13 protein-coding genes and 1 riboswitch are annotated in these 16,867 nt (G+C 45.3%); all 13 genes read right to left on the bottom strand.

Annotation, left to right across the window (positions count from 1 at the left end; translation table 11 throughout):
* Positions 1 to 113: 113 nt before the first annotated feature.
* The 13 genes from LC508_RS20690 to LC508_RS20630 all read right to left on the bottom strand — a co-directional run bounded on the left by LC508_RS20690 (position 114) and on the right by LC508_RS20630 (position 16,833).
* Positions 114 to 2,963: a beta-N-acetylhexosaminidase family protein gene (locus LC508_RS20690; protein WP_103731389.1), complete on the bottom strand. Its 2,850-nt coding sequence runs from the start codon at positions 2,961 to 2,963 to the stop codon at positions 114 to 116.
* A 31-nt stretch (positions 2,964 to 2,994) separates the two neighbouring features.
* Entirely contained in the window at positions 2,995 to 3,825 is an 831-nt protein-coding gene (locus LC508_RS20685; protein WP_158587241.1) for a carbohydrate ABC transporter permease, read from the bottom strand.
* Positions 3,826 to 3,834: 9 nt separating this feature from the next.
* On the bottom strand, positions 3,835 to 4,707 hold the full coding sequence (locus tag LC508_RS20680; protein WP_054352961.1) for a carbohydrate ABC transporter permease: 873 nt from the start codon (positions 4,705 to 4,707) through the stop codon (positions 3,835 to 3,837).
* 21 nt (positions 4,708 to 4,728) lie between these two features.
* Positions 4,729 to 6,072 carry an ABC transporter substrate-binding protein gene (locus tag LC508_RS20675; protein WP_103731391.1) on the bottom strand — a complete coding sequence of 448 codons (1,344 nt, stop codon included), beginning with the start codon at positions 6,070 to 6,072 and terminating at the stop codon, positions 4,729 to 4,731.
* Positions 6,073 to 6,105: 33 nt separating this feature from the next.
* Positions 6,106 to 7,377 carry a uroporphyrinogen decarboxylase family protein gene (locus LC508_RS20670; protein ID WP_103731392.1) on the bottom strand — a complete coding sequence of 424 codons (1,272 nt, stop codon included), beginning with the start codon at positions 7,375 to 7,377 and terminating at the stop codon, positions 6,106 to 6,108.
* A 174-nt stretch (positions 7,378 to 7,551) separates the two neighbouring features.
* Positions 7,552 to 8,580 carry a LacI family DNA-binding transcriptional regulator gene (locus LC508_RS20665; protein WP_054352957.1) on the bottom strand — a complete coding sequence of 343 codons (1,029 nt, stop codon included), beginning with the start codon at positions 8,578 to 8,580 and terminating at the stop codon, positions 7,552 to 7,554.
* A gap of 266 nt (positions 8,581 to 8,846) precedes the next feature.
* Positions 8,847 to 9,398: a DUF2284 domain-containing protein gene (locus LC508_RS20660; RefSeq protein WP_054352956.1), complete on the bottom strand. Its 552-nt coding sequence runs from the start codon at positions 9,396 to 9,398 to the stop codon at positions 8,847 to 8,849.
* 339 nt (positions 9,399 to 9,737) lie between these two features.
* A riboswitch (cobalamin riboswitch) is annotated at positions 9,738 to 9,928 on the bottom strand.
* A gap of 74 nt (positions 9,929 to 10,002) precedes the next feature.
* On the bottom strand, positions 10,003 to 11,091 hold the full coding sequence (locus LC508_RS20655; RefSeq protein WP_103731393.1) for an adenosylcobinamide amidohydrolase: 1,089 nt from the start codon (positions 11,089 to 11,091) through the stop codon (positions 10,003 to 10,005).
* A 32-nt stretch (positions 11,092 to 11,123) separates the two neighbouring features.
* Positions 11,124 to 11,957 (bottom strand): class B sortase, encoded by an 834-nt coding sequence (srtB, locus tag LC508_RS20650; RefSeq protein ID WP_103731394.1) that lies wholly within the window; start codon positions 11,955 to 11,957, stop codon positions 11,124 to 11,126.
* Positions 11,958 to 11,960: 3 nt separating this feature from the next.
* A complete protein-coding gene (locus LC508_RS20645) occupies positions 11,961 to 12,821 on the bottom strand; it encodes an ECF transporter S component (RefSeq protein ID WP_054352951.1) in 861 nt (286 codons plus the stop codon).
* Positions 12,822 to 12,826: 5 nt separating this feature from the next.
* Positions 12,827 to 14,626, bottom strand: coding sequence for an ABC transporter ATP-binding protein (locus tag LC508_RS20640; protein ID WP_181014412.1), 1,800 nt, complete (start codon positions 14,624 to 14,626; stop codon positions 12,827 to 12,829).
* Positions 14,580 to 15,626 carry an energy-coupling factor transporter transmembrane component T gene (locus LC508_RS20635; RefSeq protein WP_103731395.1) on the bottom strand — a complete coding sequence of 349 codons (1,047 nt, stop codon included), beginning with the start codon at positions 15,624 to 15,626 and terminating at the stop codon, positions 14,580 to 14,582. The genes LC508_RS20640 and LC508_RS20635 overlap by 47 nt, the downstream gene beginning before the upstream one ends.
* Positions 15,619 to 16,833 (bottom strand): DUF4430 domain-containing protein, encoded by a 1,215-nt coding sequence (locus LC508_RS20630; RefSeq protein WP_103731396.1) that lies wholly within the window; start codon positions 16,831 to 16,833, stop codon positions 15,619 to 15,621. The genes LC508_RS20635 and LC508_RS20630 overlap by 8 nt, the downstream gene beginning before the upstream one ends.
* Positions 16,834 to 16,867: the final 34 nt, after the last annotated feature.

Below are 16,867 nucleotides of genomic sequence, written 5' to 3'. Positions count from 1 at the left end.
GGGCGATTGTTTCTCCGCTGGTCCGTAAAAACATAGACAGGATATTTCCGCTGATCTCTGCAGAAAATATCCTGTCTGTATTTCTATATATAGTAATTCCAGAAATGGGCAGATCAATCTGCTATAACTACTGTCTGGTCCTGATGTTTAGAACTGCAGGGGTATACCAGCCGCCTGCCATTTTCCTCCAGTGAAATATGATACTCAAAATCTTCCGCCAGTTCTGCCGCCGGGACTGTCAGGGAGTACACCCACCTTTCACACTTTGCAAACTTATACCTCCTGTATTCCGAACATCCTATATATCTTATATCCAAAACCGGCGATATTTCACTGCCGCCTATGACAATTACCTTCAGCCTTAAATCCTCTCCTCTCTGCAGGGAAGTTCTGGCCGTAGGAACAACAAGTCTTAATGCCTTGTCTACCACATTCCCCTTCAACTCCGGCAGATCAGAATACCACTTTGTCAGTTTATCTTTACATTGTCTCAGTATAGGCGTAACCGCTCTCTGCTGTATATTTGTTATAACCCCCATGTCTCCATTGGATTCTACAGCCATCAGCAGATGATATTCCAGCTCTTCCACCGCTCTGAGCAGTTCTTTATAATCTGCCAATGCACTTTCATGGCTGTCTGCTTTACAGTGTATTTCAAAGCTTCCCCACAGACATCCGATCTCAGCAGTCCGCTTCATTGCCTGAAATGTATGGTTCCAATAATCATAACGGGATTTTTCACCTGCACTGTGTATCAAAGTTCCCAGCTTCTCGAATTTATCCACAAAGTCATACTGCTTCTTCATATCGTCCCAGGGAATCTCATTGCAGTATATATTCCCCGGTCCATCTTCCCATCTGCTTGGCCTGGGCATATTTCCATCCTGTTCTGCAAAAATATCTGCTGCTTTTTCCCCTGCTCCTTTACCAAATTCAGCTACAGAAAAATTTCGGTAAAAGTCACCGGTCGGAGCACAGCGTCCATTTTTTTTATACAGTTCCAAATCGGCTTCATAGTCCTGCCAACTTGTGCCTCCGCAGTTTATTTTCCTGGAGAAATCATTGCCCGCAAGCTGGTTATTTTTGGTCGCTCCCTCAATTGTGACAGCGGAAATTGCCGGGCATCCTTCTTTTACCATAAAATCAATGGAAAGGACCGTATCCTGTTCCACCTCTATATCAGGGACACAAATTTCATTATTTTCCTCACTGATCATTCTATCACGTAAAATCAGGTTTTTGATCTTAATATCCAGTTTTGCATCACACTTCTGGAATACCATACATACTGTATAATTTCCCGGCGGAAGTTTTAAAACATACCCTGAACACCCCTTTCTGGCTGTGTTCAAAACGCCCTTGCACTCAGGGTATTCCTCTGTATAAGAATCCGCTCCCACATATCCTTCCAGACATATTTTTTCAGACACTGACTCATTCCAGGGCTGCTCCCAGGCGGCTTCCATCAGTGCTTTAATATTTGGCGCAATACTACTTGTTCTCCAGTGAATCCCAAGAAGTCCGTCACAACCGTATCGTTTGGCGTCGAAGGCATCCCTGCGCATCCTGCCCACCCATAACTGGGGAGAAATCATGGCAGGGTCATCCTCCAGCCAGGGTATTGCCCAGGATGGCCTGTCTTTTTTCAAATCCTGAAATTTAGGCTCAATCGGATCAAAGCCTACATTTCTGTTAATACATGAAAATGGCATATTCTCCGGCAGATACTTGTCAAATGCCGCGCGGTCCTCCTGTGGACCCAATGTCCAGCCACAGACAGCCAGCTCAAAGGGGGCATCCACCTTCTCTTTTGCCTCCAAGGCACAGGAAAAGTCCCTTATGGTTTTTTCTGTATCTTCCTTTGTATTTCCAAGCCATGTCCAGTCTTCCGGTGTCCACATCCAATAATAATCAAGGGAATGGGTCCTTTTGATTCTTTCAAAAATACCTTCATAAAGGCTTTGAATCATTTCTTTATCCGGCTCTTCTGTAATACCCAGACGTTTTCTTACTGCTTCCGGTATTGTCAGGGGAGCTTCTGTTCCTATACATGTCTTAACGGCCATCTTTTTAGCATAAGAAAAGGTCTCTGCCAAAACTTTACCATAAGCGTTAAACATCCGATTATACTTCTCGGCCGGAACATCTGCTTCGTGTATTTCATGACTGTATATTTCGTCTTCATACCCCTGCATATAATCTGGGCCATAACAGTCTTTCTCAAATATATTTCCCACCCCGCAAGGGTAATCCTTTGTCTTCATAGGATGATATCCCCAGCTGTTTCCATTGGTCTTAAAATGCTGGACCGGATAACTGTACTTTACCGTGCCATCTTTATTACAGTCTTCTTTCTTTCCGATCCAGACCAGTGGTTCTGCGGTCATTGCCTTTGGTTCTTCCCTGTTTTCAGGATAGGTATGGAGTGCAAAAAAATTAGCCCGCATCTTCGGCAGTTGTGTCAGAATCGCATAATAATCATCCTTATTCCACCAATCCGGTCCCTCCGGAAAGTCATGAAACGGATGGATTCCTCTCTCCTTAAAAATTGGTATTTCTCTGATATTTATCTTCCTATTCCATATGTCAACAGCACAATCCTCTTCCGGTATGGTATCCCCATGAAGATAAAATCTGATTCCCAGCAGCTCCAAAAAATGATACGCTGCGTAAAGTACAGAAATCTCCGTATTTCCGGTAAGTATGACCGGATCCTTTCCGGTACCTGAACCATACAAGATATATCCTTCTTCACCAAGATCTGTATAGTCCAGAACATGTCCATATGATTCTAATAAGCTGCTTCCTTTACATGCGGCAATTATCGCATTCCCGCTATCCGGCATTTTATTCACTATCAGCGGCAGCTCCAAACCCAACACATAAAGATAACGCCTTAATTCCTTTGCTGCCAGACCTGTCAGCAGGTCCATTCCCTTTTCTGTCACTATATAGCTTTTCATATCTACCTACACACTTATCCCTTCTGCTTACTTAACCCTTGACGGCCCCTGCCATCAGTCCCTTCACAAAATATTTTTGCCCCACTACAGCCAGTATAATGATAACCGGAATACATGACAGTAACGCCCCTGCAAGAGGTGCCCCGTAAGATATCTTATAAAAACTCTGAAGACGCATGAGGCCAATAGGCAGTGTATACTTTTCCTCCGCATTCAGATAGATCAAAGGCGTCATAAAATCATTCCATGTATTCATAAATGTAAGAACACCCTGTATGCCAATTCCTGCCTTACTTAGGGGTATTGCTATCTTCATGAATATCTTAAACTCACCATACCCATCAATCATTGCGCTCTCATATAAATCTTTTGGAATCTGTCCCATGATCTGACACAGCAGAAATATTCCAAATGCGTTTATCAGTGCCGGTATGATCAGGGGTACATACGATCCGAACAGCCCCATGGTTTTATACATCTGAAACTGGGGAACCATCAGCACCTGCGGGGGTATCAGCATCGTTGCCAGTATCAGGCTCATAAGAATACCTTTTCCTCTAAATTCAAATCTTGTGAATCCATATGCCACCAGCCCGTCAACCAGCATAGCAAGAACCGCAGCAGCCGCAGCCACACAAAAGCTGTTCATAAACTGCTTCCAGAACGGGATAGTCTCAAATAGGGTTTTAAAATTATCAAGGGTTATCTCCCTCGGAATCAGCCGTAATATATGCCTGTTCATCTCCAGATCCGTCTTAAGTGCTCCTGATATCATAAATACGAAGGGGTACAGGATGAACAGCACAGCCACCAACAATACTATATGGAAAAGGATACTTGCAATCACTCTTTTTTTCTTCATCCGCATACCTCAGTCTTTCTCACGAAACAGATATCTCTGTATAGTTGTGATTACCAGAAGGATAACTGCTATCATATATCCCATCGTAGCCGCGCGGTTTACCTGATTATTTTTAAACATCATATTGTACAGGTATATAACGGGATACAGCATGGAATCCCTTGAACCCACAGATGAACCGTTTTGAACCAGGGTGATGACTTCGCCAAACATGGCAAAAGAACCCGTAATCGCAATAAATACGATATATGTCATAATAGGCTTCAGCAAAGGTAGTGTAATATACCAGAACTCTTTCCACTTGCCCGCACCATCGATTCTGGCCGCCTCCCCAAGTTCCGTGGGTATCCCCTGTAAACCGCTCAGAAAATACAGACTGTTAATACCAAAATATCTCCAACATCCGATCAAAAGCACGGAAGGAATCGCCCACACCGGATCACTTAAAAATTTAACCGCCCTTTCTATGATACCCATATCCTGTAAAGCTGTATTGATCAACCCGTTATTAGTTCTAAGGATTAATTTAAATACAATGCCTACTACAATAACAGATGTTACATTTGGAATGAAAAATGCGGTTGAAACAAAGCCGCTTTTCTTACCCATAAATTTACTGTTCAGCATCAGCGCGGCAATTAATGCAACGGGAAGTATAATAAATATACTCCCCAGCATATAAATGGCAGCATTCGTTACAGACTTCCAGAACCTGGAGTCCATAAACACTGTCTGATAATTGGAAAATGTAAACTGTCCGGCTTTTGTCTGCAAAGACAATATCAGACCTGAAACTGCAGGATATAATCCAAAGATCGCATACAGGATAAAAAACGGTGATATGAAAAGATACGGCATAATTTTTCGTTTATTTCTCTTCATATTTACATATCCTCCTGTATGTTATTTTGATTCGTTATATTCATTCACCGCCTCTGTCAATATATCTGTCAGCTCATCAATACTTATATTTCCCTCTACCAGATCGTAGGCATTGGAATTAAAGGATTCTGTAAAGGCATTTCTCCAGTCTGCCTGATACTGTACAGGTATCTCGTCTGCAAGGCTTTCATAGAGTTCTCCAAGATTTTGATTGTCATAATACTCTACCGGACTGTTACATTCAGGCATGGCATCGTAAACCGGTGGATATAATGCGATCATTTCGTATTTCTTTACACAGTTATCTTTATCCAGCTGTGCAAACTTCATGAAGTCCCAAAGCTCCTCTTTATCTTTGTCCGTATACTTTGTCATACAAAGGCCTGTACCTCCCCTGACGGATACCACAGAAGCTGTATCTGTAAGCTTCGGCAATGGTGCCATCTGCCATTTTCCACTCTGTTCCGGAACATTATCCCTGAGCCACCCTGCCGCCCAGTCAGCGGTAAAATAGGTTGCCACTTTATCTTCCGCTACCACCGGCCATGCCTCGTCCTGTGTCTCCCAGGCATACATCATTCCGTTTTGCTGCATTTGGACATAATCCATGACAATGTTTTTAAATTCATCTGTGATATTCAGTTTGCCGTTTTCGTCCACATAGTCCAGACCGGCAGCGCGCAGAAGTAAAACAATCTCGTCAAGTTCGCCGCCCATTGACATATCCTTTGTTGCCGAAATATAAATATCATGTTTTGCAAATTCCTCTGCTGCAGCTTTATATTCCTCCCATGTGGTTGGAATTTCAATATTATATTCCTCAAATAAATCTTTTCTGTATGCCATAGTCACCGGACACAGAGCATGCTCCAGGCCGTAATAATGTCCATCATAAGCATACAGGTCCAAGCGGTTCTTGACCATCTTATCCGTTACATCGTCCCGCTCCATAAATTCGTCAAGAGGATAATAGCACATCTGCTCCTCGGACATAAAGCGTGAGAAAAACCCCTGTTCCTGATCTACCAAATCGGGGGCTCCTTCTCCCCCGGATGCATTGATCACTGCCAAACGTTCAGAAAGCGCATCTGTTGTCATGATCTCAATGGTAAAATTAACATCCGGATGTTCCTTCTTATATTCCTCTGTCACCCATCTGAAATATTCCGCATGTGGTTCTGCAAATGCCCATATTACAATATCATCTGAATTCGTATCTGTTACTGTCTCTGTATCTCCCCCTGTACCTGTATCCGCCTGATTTTCCTTCCCCCCATTATCTGTCTCTTCGCTTGTGCCGCCGCATCCGGTTAAAATTGTAGTCATCAGCATTGCCGTTCCCAAAAACATCGCCATTTTTTTCATAGTTTTTCCCCACTTTCCTCTCCAAAACGAGACCTATTTCGTATTCTTGAAATCTTCAACTGCCTGAAACATTGCCAGCATATTCTCTGCACTTGTAGGACTTTGTATATTGTGCGTTGTATTAAATATAAATCCGCCGCCCTTTGAAAATAGTTCCAGGCGTTCTCTTACCTCCTGATATACTTCATCCGGTGTACCGAAAGGCAGAGTATGCTGTGTATCAATACCTCCACCCCAGAAAACAAACTTATCGCCCCACTCTTCCTTCAGGATCTTACCATTCATTCCCTTGGCTGAGAGCTGAACAGGATTCAGAATATCCATTCCTGCTTCGTAAAAGTCCTGTAAAAATGTCATGACTGCGCCGCATGTATGATAAAATGTTTTCCAATTTGTATTTTTGTGCACCCAGTCATTGATTCTTTTATAATACGGTTTGTAAAACTCTCTAAACGAATCCAATGACATAAACGGCCCGTTCTGAGTTCCAAAGTCTGTCCCTGATATGTAAATCACCTGGATTTTGTCGCCGCAGGCCTGGCGGATCAATTCTGCATTTTTTAGTCCCGTCTCCACCTGCATCTCAAAAATCTCATGGATATAGTCCGGACATACATGATGTGCCATCATAAAATCTGACAGGTTCCTGATTCCTTTCGGATATTTCACATTCGGTCCGGGAACCGTTGCAAAATCACCTATTGAGGCTATGGCACCGCTGTAAACAATTCCGTAATCTGTATTGTTATAGTAGTAGTCACACTGCCGTTTCAGTTCATCCAGCTGTTCATCTGTAATGACAGCAAAGTCATCCTTAAAATCCACCCGCGCACTGTCTGTGTCTTCATCAAACTCGATATTTCCTCTGGTAATGTTGTCAAAGAAAAATCCCCCTTTTGGCATCATACCGGATGGCGGTACGCTTAAATCCCCCTGGGGATACAGATATGTACGACCTGTCTCATCTACTGTGGTATTAAAATTCAAGGGAACATCAACTGCAAGACCGGACTGCAATACCCAGGGCTTACGGCCCGAATTGGAAAATCCGAACATGTTCATGCCTGTGGATACTTCCACACAGTCAAGATGCAGTTTCTGACGAACATCCTCTTCCACTTCCCCCAATAACTGAAGAGGTTCGTTGATCTTTACTCTTTTTTCCTCCAGGCCCAGTGCCCTCCTTAACCGGTCAAGAGCATTTGCATTGATTCCGGTAATTGGTGTCGCCCCCATATCTACGACCACTTCTTCCGGCTCAATATGATTCAGTGTCTGATTCAGCCTTTCTCTGCTGGTTGCCATTTTTCTTCCTCCTCCAATGTAGTTCATCAAAGAATTTTACTATCTCGAGTTTCATAAAACCCTTTGAAATTTATTAGTAAAAGCATACGCTTAAAACTAATCTTTTCTTTCGTGTCCGTGCACGATAAAGGTTAAATTTTTTCTCTTTACCCTTGATCGGATAAAGAGAAACTTTCATAAGTTATATTTTGTTGCTATAAATATATGCGTCTTTACTGTAGATTCCTTTGGTTTTGTGCCATATAAAAGATAACGCCCTAAAATTTCAACTCCCAGAAATCCCTGCCTGAAGGGCTCCTGACAAATGGTGGCTGAGACAACACCGGATTTCAAATTTTCCCGCACAATATCCGTAAGGTCATACGTTATTATACGGAGCTTTCTTCCGCATTCCGACTCACGGACGGCCTTTATACCACCCTCCACACCTGCTGATGCAAAACAGATCGTAGTCAGTTCAGGCTTCTCTTTCAGCAGCGCTTTCACCTGTTCATATGATTTCTGGTCATCGTCGTCATTCTCAATAACTGCTTCCACTGTTATATTACTGTAATCTCTTTTCAGGGTTTTCTTTATTCCCCTGAGACGCTGCTCCTGTGCCATGACCATACTGGAACCGATGATCAGGGCGACATGTTCCTCGAATCCATTGCTCATCATACCCAGCAGTTCACCTGCCACACATCCGCTGGTTATATAATCGCACCCCACATACGCAAGATGTTTTACACTGGATATGTCTGTATTTATAGTTACTACCGGTATATTTGCGTCTTCCAATTCCTGGATCTTCTGTGCCACATTTGGGGAATTAACCGGAGTTATTACAAGACCGGATATTTTTTCTGCCAGAAGTCCATCTATTTCTTTTAGTAAAAGGTCCGCGTCAAACCCTTTAATCTTTCTGACAATATTCTGTATTCCAAAATGCCCCATTTCCTCCAGTGCGTTGTTGACACCATTGATAACATCATTAAAAAATGGATTGCCCTCCGAACAAAGAATTACGCCTATTGTCTTAGTATATCTTTTATTTGCCAGTGTTCTGGCTGCCATATCGGGCTTATACCCCAGCTCGTCTGCTATTTTTATGATTCTTTCCGCTACCTGCGGATTTACACCCGGTCTGTGATTTAAGGCCCGGTCCACTGTCCCTCTTGATACATTCGCTGCTTCTGCGACTTCTCGGATTGTAACTTTCATGGTTTCTCCTACACCGTGTCCGTGCACGTTTAATAATTGTATTATAATCTATACAATCGCTTTTGGCAATTGTCTATAATATGCGAAATTTGTCATTAAATTTTGTGAATATTTACTAACTTTTGGGAATGCTCTGTCTCAATCAGCAGATATGATACAAAACACATTAAAAAAATGGTACTCCATTTACGAAGTACCATCTAATATTCATATATTTATCAGTCCGGACTGCTCCGTATCTGACCTTCTCTGCAATCCGTTATTCTTTATTTTTTATCAAAAAGATACATACTAAAAAACGAAACCACATCCCCATTCCACTGCATATTCATATTGCAGTGTTTCGCCATCTTCGCCGCATCTATACAATACGCAGACAGACAGGAAAAACGATTCTGCTCCTGCACGCATGGTTTTCCTTCCGGCATATTACATGCGTCGCACAGGTTGCAGGGTCCGCACATGACGAACATGCCGTCCTTATCCAGTCCTCTTCTCTTGAGTTCTTCTACTGTGCGCAGTGTCATCCGGGTGTGTATCTTCTTGATCTGTTTTGTCTCCGCATCATCAAAGATGTTGTTAACAGGTGTTCTGGACTGGAAAACTACCGCCCGGCGGTACTGCATAACTCTGTTCTCCATCTCTTCGGGGGTTCCGCAGTAGGGTGGACATCCATAGTTATTGCCATAATTTCCACAGTCGTTCTGTTCGCAGAACTTGCGGAACTCATGTTCAAATTCTAAATCTTCCGTGTTCATTACGGCGGCTTTCGCAAACCCCGCATCCTCAGCGACTGCAATCAAATCTTCTTCACGCATATTACTGATTCTCCCTTCTGAATCCCTCCGGTCTGTCTCGCACGGACACTCTGCCGGCTGTCCCTGTCATAAATAAAGCTGCTGACAGGCAGTTATCCCGCAGCAGCTTCTAACACTATTTCCTTTACCTGCAGGAGGCCCATGAGCGGATGATGTCAGACCAATCTATACATTTGGGGTGCGGAGGATAAAACATATAGAAACAAAATCGTCTCTTGGGCTCCTCCTGCTTTTCATGGATGCATAAATTCCTCACACAGGTTCCTGTTTCGTTCACGTTCTAAGCAGGCATTCCATATCAAATAACATAATGGATGGAAAACTTTCTTCGGAAGTCTCAACCTTTTACTCATCCAAGCAGGTTTCCTGACTCACGGATCTTCGTTCGGCGCTCCTTCTCATATAATCTCTTATACAATGGACTTATGCGCTTCGCTCCCCGCTCACAGTGACCGGATCGTCCAGGACTTACACCTGATTCCCTTTTCACCAGGATTTTCTAAAAGAGGGCAAAACTAAATCCTGATGCACTTGGCAAGCTGATATGGAATTTATACACATGATTACTTTAGCACAATGGCCGGTATCTGTCAATTCCTCCGGCTCATATTCTTTCTTTAATCGCAAAAATAATATGATCCATGAGAACAGCATCCTCTCCCATACGGGGACTGTCCATCCCGAATGCACACAGAAGCTTCCTCTCCGCATCCAGCACTTCCCTTTCCTTCAGCATCCCCCACTCCCTCTCATCCAGCAGATGCGCTTCAAGAGCGGCCCATGAAACTGCATCTCCGCAGCCTGCCCACTCTTCTGCCTGCCGCTTAAAATCCGCCTGTTCTGACGGCTCTATGACGCCTGTCTCCACAGCACGGGAGGCTGCCGCATCTGCCGTTATGCAGAATCTCTCCAGCCTTCGGAAGACATTGTGCTGCATCCTGGCGCCTGCGCCAGTCTGCAGAAACAGGGATTCCATCACAGCCTCTTTCACCGCACATCCTATCATTTCTCCTATTTTGCTGTGTGCGCCCGTCTCCGTGATCTTAAAATCAGACTCCATGTCAGCCACAATGATCGTGCCGTCTGTACCGGAACCCGTGGCAAGCCCGTGGGAATATCTGCTGGCTATGCACAGCTCCTGGATCGCGGCTGTTTTTGCCTCTGTACAGGTTATCAGGGCCTTGGCAATGGCCCCGTCTGTCAGGTCCGCATTCAGGAAAATCATAAGATTGATCGTTCCCAGTGTATGCCTGCATTCCCCGTCCAGATCCACCCAGACCCCGTCCTTCTCGTACCAGGATGCCCGGTCCCCTGCACGCCCGGCGTTGACTTCAATACCGCCTGTTGCGATCACGCTGACGGCAATATCCCTGTACTGTGTCCTGACATAAGAGGCATTTTTCATAGAGGCGGCTGTCATAATACCTGATGACGAGTCCGCTGACAAACCTATGATGCTGTCAGAGACATAACGCATATGACTTTCATAGGTCCCTCCCTCAAGCCGTATCTCCTTTTCCCCCTCCTGTCCGCCGTCATAATTATATACAGCTTTTAAGTCTGTCCTCAATCCCCCGTTCTGGGGCGAAGTGCTCAGAACCTTCCTTTTTCCTCCGAAAACCGCGGCAATATATTTTTCATCTCTATAGAGTTTATCCCCTTTGCCGGGCAGAAACCTTTTATCCTGCATCATATATCTTTTCCTTTTCGCCGTCCTTATACTTTTTAATCCTTCTGTACCCCGTGAATGACAAGCCTTACGGATGCGTCACTGGTACAGGTGGCCAGGGTCACCACTTTATCCCTGATCGTCACTTCCACGCCCAGCTTCTCTTCTGAAGCGTCCAGTATGGTCTGCAGGAACTGCTGATGCGCCTGCTCGTTTTCAAACTTGATCTGGAATGCCATATCTTTTTTTGTGGCGTTGGCATCATGATAGGAGAATATCCGGTATCTGCTCCAGCCATCCGCTGTATAGATCCAGAAATACGGATTCTCTTTGACGGTCCCCTCATCCCGTATATTCTTCATACTGCCGAACATGGAGCCATCCCTCATGTTGTGGCCGAAGATGAAGGTATTTGCATCTGAAAAATCCTTATTTCCGTACGCATCCAGAAAAATACTTCCCACCGCGTTCTTATCCCCGGAAAATGTATGCTTGATATAATATGTATTATCCTCATCCTGCATGACCGGATAGTTAATGCCAAGAGCCGGGTAATAGAGCCAGGCCACCGTGTCCGGATTCTCCTTCTGAAGAGACTTCAGATCCACCTGCACATCCGGAACCTCCGGAACATCCGCATCCCCGTCATCCTTCTTCGGATCAGCCGAAACATCCTCTGCCTGATCCATACCGGCAGTCTTCTGCACCCGGGCATATTCCTCCCCGGCCCGTTTATACTGCTTCTGCAGGGATATCATATTGAAGACTCCATAGGCGATGATGCATACCGCACACAGTATCACAATATTCAGAATCCTGTTTTTTTTCTTTTTATCCGCAGACTTTACGTCTTCCGCTTCTTTCTCTTCCGTCCTTTTCTCTTCTGTCATACTCTACTCCTCAATCAAACCGTATTTTATTTTGATTCTCTCCAGCTTCTCGATCATGGGTTTACTGGCGAGCAGAAGAAAGATAACCGTTGCCGCCCCGTGCACCATGTCCACCGGCAGCCCTGATATATAGATAGCCAGAAGGTTCCTCTTCGTTATGGCATAGGAGGACATAAGCAGCGACACCGGGTTCATGATTCCTCCGTAAATAAACAGGGCTGCCCAGAAACCAAAGATACAGAGAGAAACCTTCCTGGCCTTCAGCCATCCTTTCTGGAACAGTATTCCGGCCAGAAACCCGATGATACCCATGGAGAACATCTGCCAGGGCGTCCATGGCCCCTGCCCAAACAGCATATTTGACACCAGCATGGAAAGTGCCCCTACCAAAAATCCGGACTCGGCCCCAAAACACACTGCCGATATGATCACAAACGCCATGACCGGCTTAAAACTGGGTACCATGAAAAATGCCGCCCTGCCGGCCACCGCTATGGCCGTGAGCACTGCGATGATCAACACTTCCCTGGCCTGGGGCCTTCGGCTTTCAAAGGTCAGAAAAAACGGTATCATAGAATAGAACACAATGAACAGACTGATCAGGAGATATTTCCTGTCATTGAAAAAATGTATCCCCACCCATATGGTCACAGGTATCATGACCACGATCAGAAATATAGCCGCCAGAGTCCTGGGCGGCAGTTTCCCCTTATTCTTCGGGACAGCCATCAAGTCACTGTATTCCAGATAATTAAGTTTCTCCTTTCCCTGAGGCTCCTCCCAAAAATCCGTGTCCACGGAGTCTGCACTCTTCTCATCCCAAAACACATCCAGAAAATCATCTAATTTATCATCCCGCAGCATACTGTTCACCTCCTGACGTATGCATCCACTCCTGCAACCACATCCTCCACGGTCACCGCGTCAGGAAAGAACTGTCGTGACATACGGTTTGCAGCGGTTGTATAGAAACTGTTTCCCGCAAAAAATTCTTTTGCCGGTTTATTTGTCACCACATTTCCCTCAAAGAACAGACCCACCCGGTCCGCGTACTGCGCACAGAATTCCACATCATGAGAAATGAGAAGAATGGTAACACCATGTTCTGTCAGCTTTCGCAGGATTTCTCCCAGTTCTTTTTTATAGTGGTTGTCTATCCCCTTCGTAGGCTCATCCATGAGCAGGATCCTGGGGCGCAGCAGCAGCACCTTTGCAAGTGCCAGCCGCTGCTGTTCTCCGCCGCTCAGATCATAGGGATGACGGTCTAAAAGGTCCGCCAGCTTTGTCAGGGACACAATTCCCGCAACAGCATCTCTCTTGCTCATTTCTATGGAAAAAGCGTCGCTCCTTTTTTCTTTTTTTCCGTCAATCATTTCATACAGATCGTCCCGCACTGTCTTCTTCACAAAAAGACTCTGGGGATTCTGGGGCATTACGCCGAGGAAGCCGTGATACAGCTCATTATCCGTGTATTTATCTATGCTCTTCCCCTCCAGCCATATTTTCCCTCTGTACGGGTGGCGGATACGGGCGATCAGATTCATGGTGGTACTTTTGCCGGTGCCGTTGCCGCCCACCAGCGCGAAGATTTCCCGTTTCCTTACATCCAGGGAAAGTCCCTTCACCACATCGGGCAGCTCACGCTCATAGCGGAACCAGATATCTCTGAGACGTATTTCCGGTACTTCCTTCTCTGAAAATACATGGGTTCTCTTCCTGACGGATTCTGTCTCATGATGAACGGATTCTGTTTCCCTGCCGTTTCCGCCTATGTTTTCTTCACACTCTGCGGCCTTTAGCTGAAGGTCTTCAAGCTCCTTTTCCAGCCATCTCCTTCCCTGCCTTACGGTCAGGGGACACTCCCGGCTGCTCTCCACCCCGGCATATACCTGCATAGGCGTGGGCATGGAAAGAAACATATCATGCCCCAGCTCCTTGAGTTTCCGCCCTATCTCTGAGGGCGTGCCGTCAGCAATCATTCTGCCGCCATCCATGACATATACCTGGTCTGCCCAGGGGATCACATCCTCCAGGCGGTGTTCTGTAAGAATAACCGTGGTTCCCACATCCCTGTTGATCTTCCTCACTGTCTCCAGAAAATCCGAGGCTGCTATGGGGTCAAGCTGGGATGTAGGCTCATCCAGGATCAGCAGCCTCGGATGCATAGCCATAACAGAAGCCAGATTCAGAAGCTGCTTCTGGCCTCCTGACAGCTCGTTTACATTACGCAGGAACCATGCCTGTATACCGAAATAAGAAGCCATCTCAGCCACTCTGAGCCGTATAGTGGCACTGTCATAGCCAAGACTCTCCAGTCCGAAAGCCAGCTCATGCCAGACTTTGTCCGTCACGATCTGGTTGTCAGGATTCTGAAGCACATAACCAATCTCCGCACTCTGGGTTCTCTCATCCACCTCTTCAAGCTCTGTTCCAAAATACCGTATACATCCGCTTTTCTGTCCATGGGAGGCAAGGACTGTCTTCATCTGTCTCAAAAGTGTACTTTTTCCGCATCCGCTTTTTCCGCACAGCACAACAAAGCTGCCCTCCTCCACTGTCATATCCACCCCGGCCAGCGCAGGTACCGTCTGCTGGGGATACAGAAAACTGAACTTTTCTATTTCAATACAATTCACATTCCGTTCCTCCCTCTGTTTCTTTCCCGCCATTCATATATTCTGTAAATGTCATGTCTGTCTTCAAAATCTTCTGCTCACTGCCCGGTTCATCTTCCTTTAAGTACCAGGGGATATCCCTGTCCATACGCATTTTCTTCTCCAGTTTCTTAAAGCTCTCATCCTCCCATAATCCCAGCAGAAAGGGGAAAAAGCATATAAACGTCCAGGCCAGATAGGTGATTACGCTCCAAGGCGTCAGCGGGATACCGCCGATCTTAATCACCGGATCATACTGCGCAAAGGAAAACCCATAGTGAAATCCCAAGAGGCATACTCCCAGAAGCCCGGCCAGAATACCTGTGACCGTCACATCCCTTCTGTCAAAGTGATAGATGGAGAACGAGGAACGGCCCTTCAGGCCGTATCCTCTGGCCCTCATGGAATCTGAGGTGTCTATGGCGTTCTCCAAGGCCCAGGTGATCAGGATGGAAAGGATCGTGAGTCCATAACGGATTTTCTTTATCAGTTTTCCATTGCTCATATCACGTCCCACGCATTTCTGCCCGTTTCGTATAACCTTTACCTGTGCATTGAATTTCGGCACAAAGCGGAATACCATGGAAAGCACCAGGGAAAGCGCCGGAATCACCCTGCCAAACAGGTAGACGAACTTATCTGTGGTCATAACCTCGTTATAACAGGAAAACCACAATATAGCAATAAACAGCATGGAGGCCAGAACGATTCCATACACAATAGCCTCCAACGTCACCGGCCCTGTCTTCAGATAAAAAAGCGTAGTGACGCCATAGTGGTTAAACGCCGGGTTGATAAATGCCACGATCACCATAGCAGGAAGCGTGAAGATCAAATTGAATTTTGCCACAGCCTTCCACCCCTTCAGGCGCACCGCATAGAAAAATGCGCCCAAAAAGGAAATGCCCAGAAGGACCGGATGGCTGAGAAACATGGTGACCAGCAGTACAAGCATGAAGTAAAAGAAATTTACAGCAGGATGGCAGGCTGAAAATGCATCCGACCGTTTATTCATAATACTGATCTCCCACATCACGGCCCAGGTCACAGGTGTAGCGCCATTCGATTATGTCACCATCGCTGACTTCATACTGAGAACAGCCGTAATTTGGGAACCAGCCATTCACGCTGTACATCCAGCCGGACAATTCGCCGCAGTCAAACTCATAGAGCTGGTTGATGCCTTCCACATAGTAAGAACCATAGGCAGGTGTATACTTTGCACTCATTTGGATGGAAGTATCTTTACACACCCGGTACAAGACATCATACACAGTTTCACCCGGAGAGTACTCTACCTCAGAGGTATATAGAATCCACCCATCTGAGGGTACAAAATCCGCTTTTGCTTCATTTAAATCATCCCAATTATTAAGAATTGTGGAACATTCAATCGATATGGTGCAGGTATGGGACGAGCCCTGATCATTTTGATTTTCGCCGGACGATTGCCCGCTCTGAGTCTCTGCAGCCTGTTCTGAGTCATTTTGATTATTACCTGTCGGTGAATTGTCTACCTCATGACTTTGCTGATCATTGTTTCCGTTATTTTTTGTTTTCTCCTCTGCGCCTTTGTTTTCCTCATTATCTTCTTTACTTTTGCCGGCAAGTATATAATAAGTATCACCTACTTCTAAAACATTAAAAGCAAGATTAGTCAGCGCCTTATCCCCGATTCCGGAGACAGAGCCTACAACCACATCACAAACCTTCCTTGCTTCTCCATCCACATATTTGCATAAAACGGCATTATCTGCATCCCACTTTTCATTTAAAGTAAGGCCCAGAGCTGCCGGCGCCGCCAAATTCATTTTCTGCAGTGTAATGGCCAGGCCATACGGAGCATTTCCCCCGGCTTTTTTTACCTCTTCTATCTTGGCATCAGAAAATTCAACTTTTAGATTCTGATCAACAGGGTTTTTGATTCGTTTTCCTTCATAGGTCCATACATAAGTAATCCCTTTATCCTGATCCTTTCCGGAAAATTGGAATTGACCATCTTCACCGGATATCGTATCCATTTGAGCGGCTGTGATAATACCGTCATCTGGTATTTGATTTATCTTTTCAAGTTTTTTGACTGATGTACCCTTTTTCTCTGTGGTTTCTACTCTGTCAAGCTGTGTGATTTGATCACTTTTTACCTTCTGGCTGCATCCTCCGGTTATTAAAATTACAAAAGCAATTAAAAGGACCAGGAATACTTTTCTCTTCCTTTTCATTTGTTTCGCCTCCAACACAGCACCAAAAGGGAGA

Origin of the sequence: Blautia parvula, assembly GCF_020215665.1 — a bacterium.
GTDB lineage: Bacteria > Bacillota > Clostridia > Lachnospirales > Lachnospiraceae > Blautia > Blautia celeris.
The sequence above is the reverse complement of the archived record's forward strand: the minus strand, read 5'-3'. Positions and strand labels throughout refer to the sequence as shown.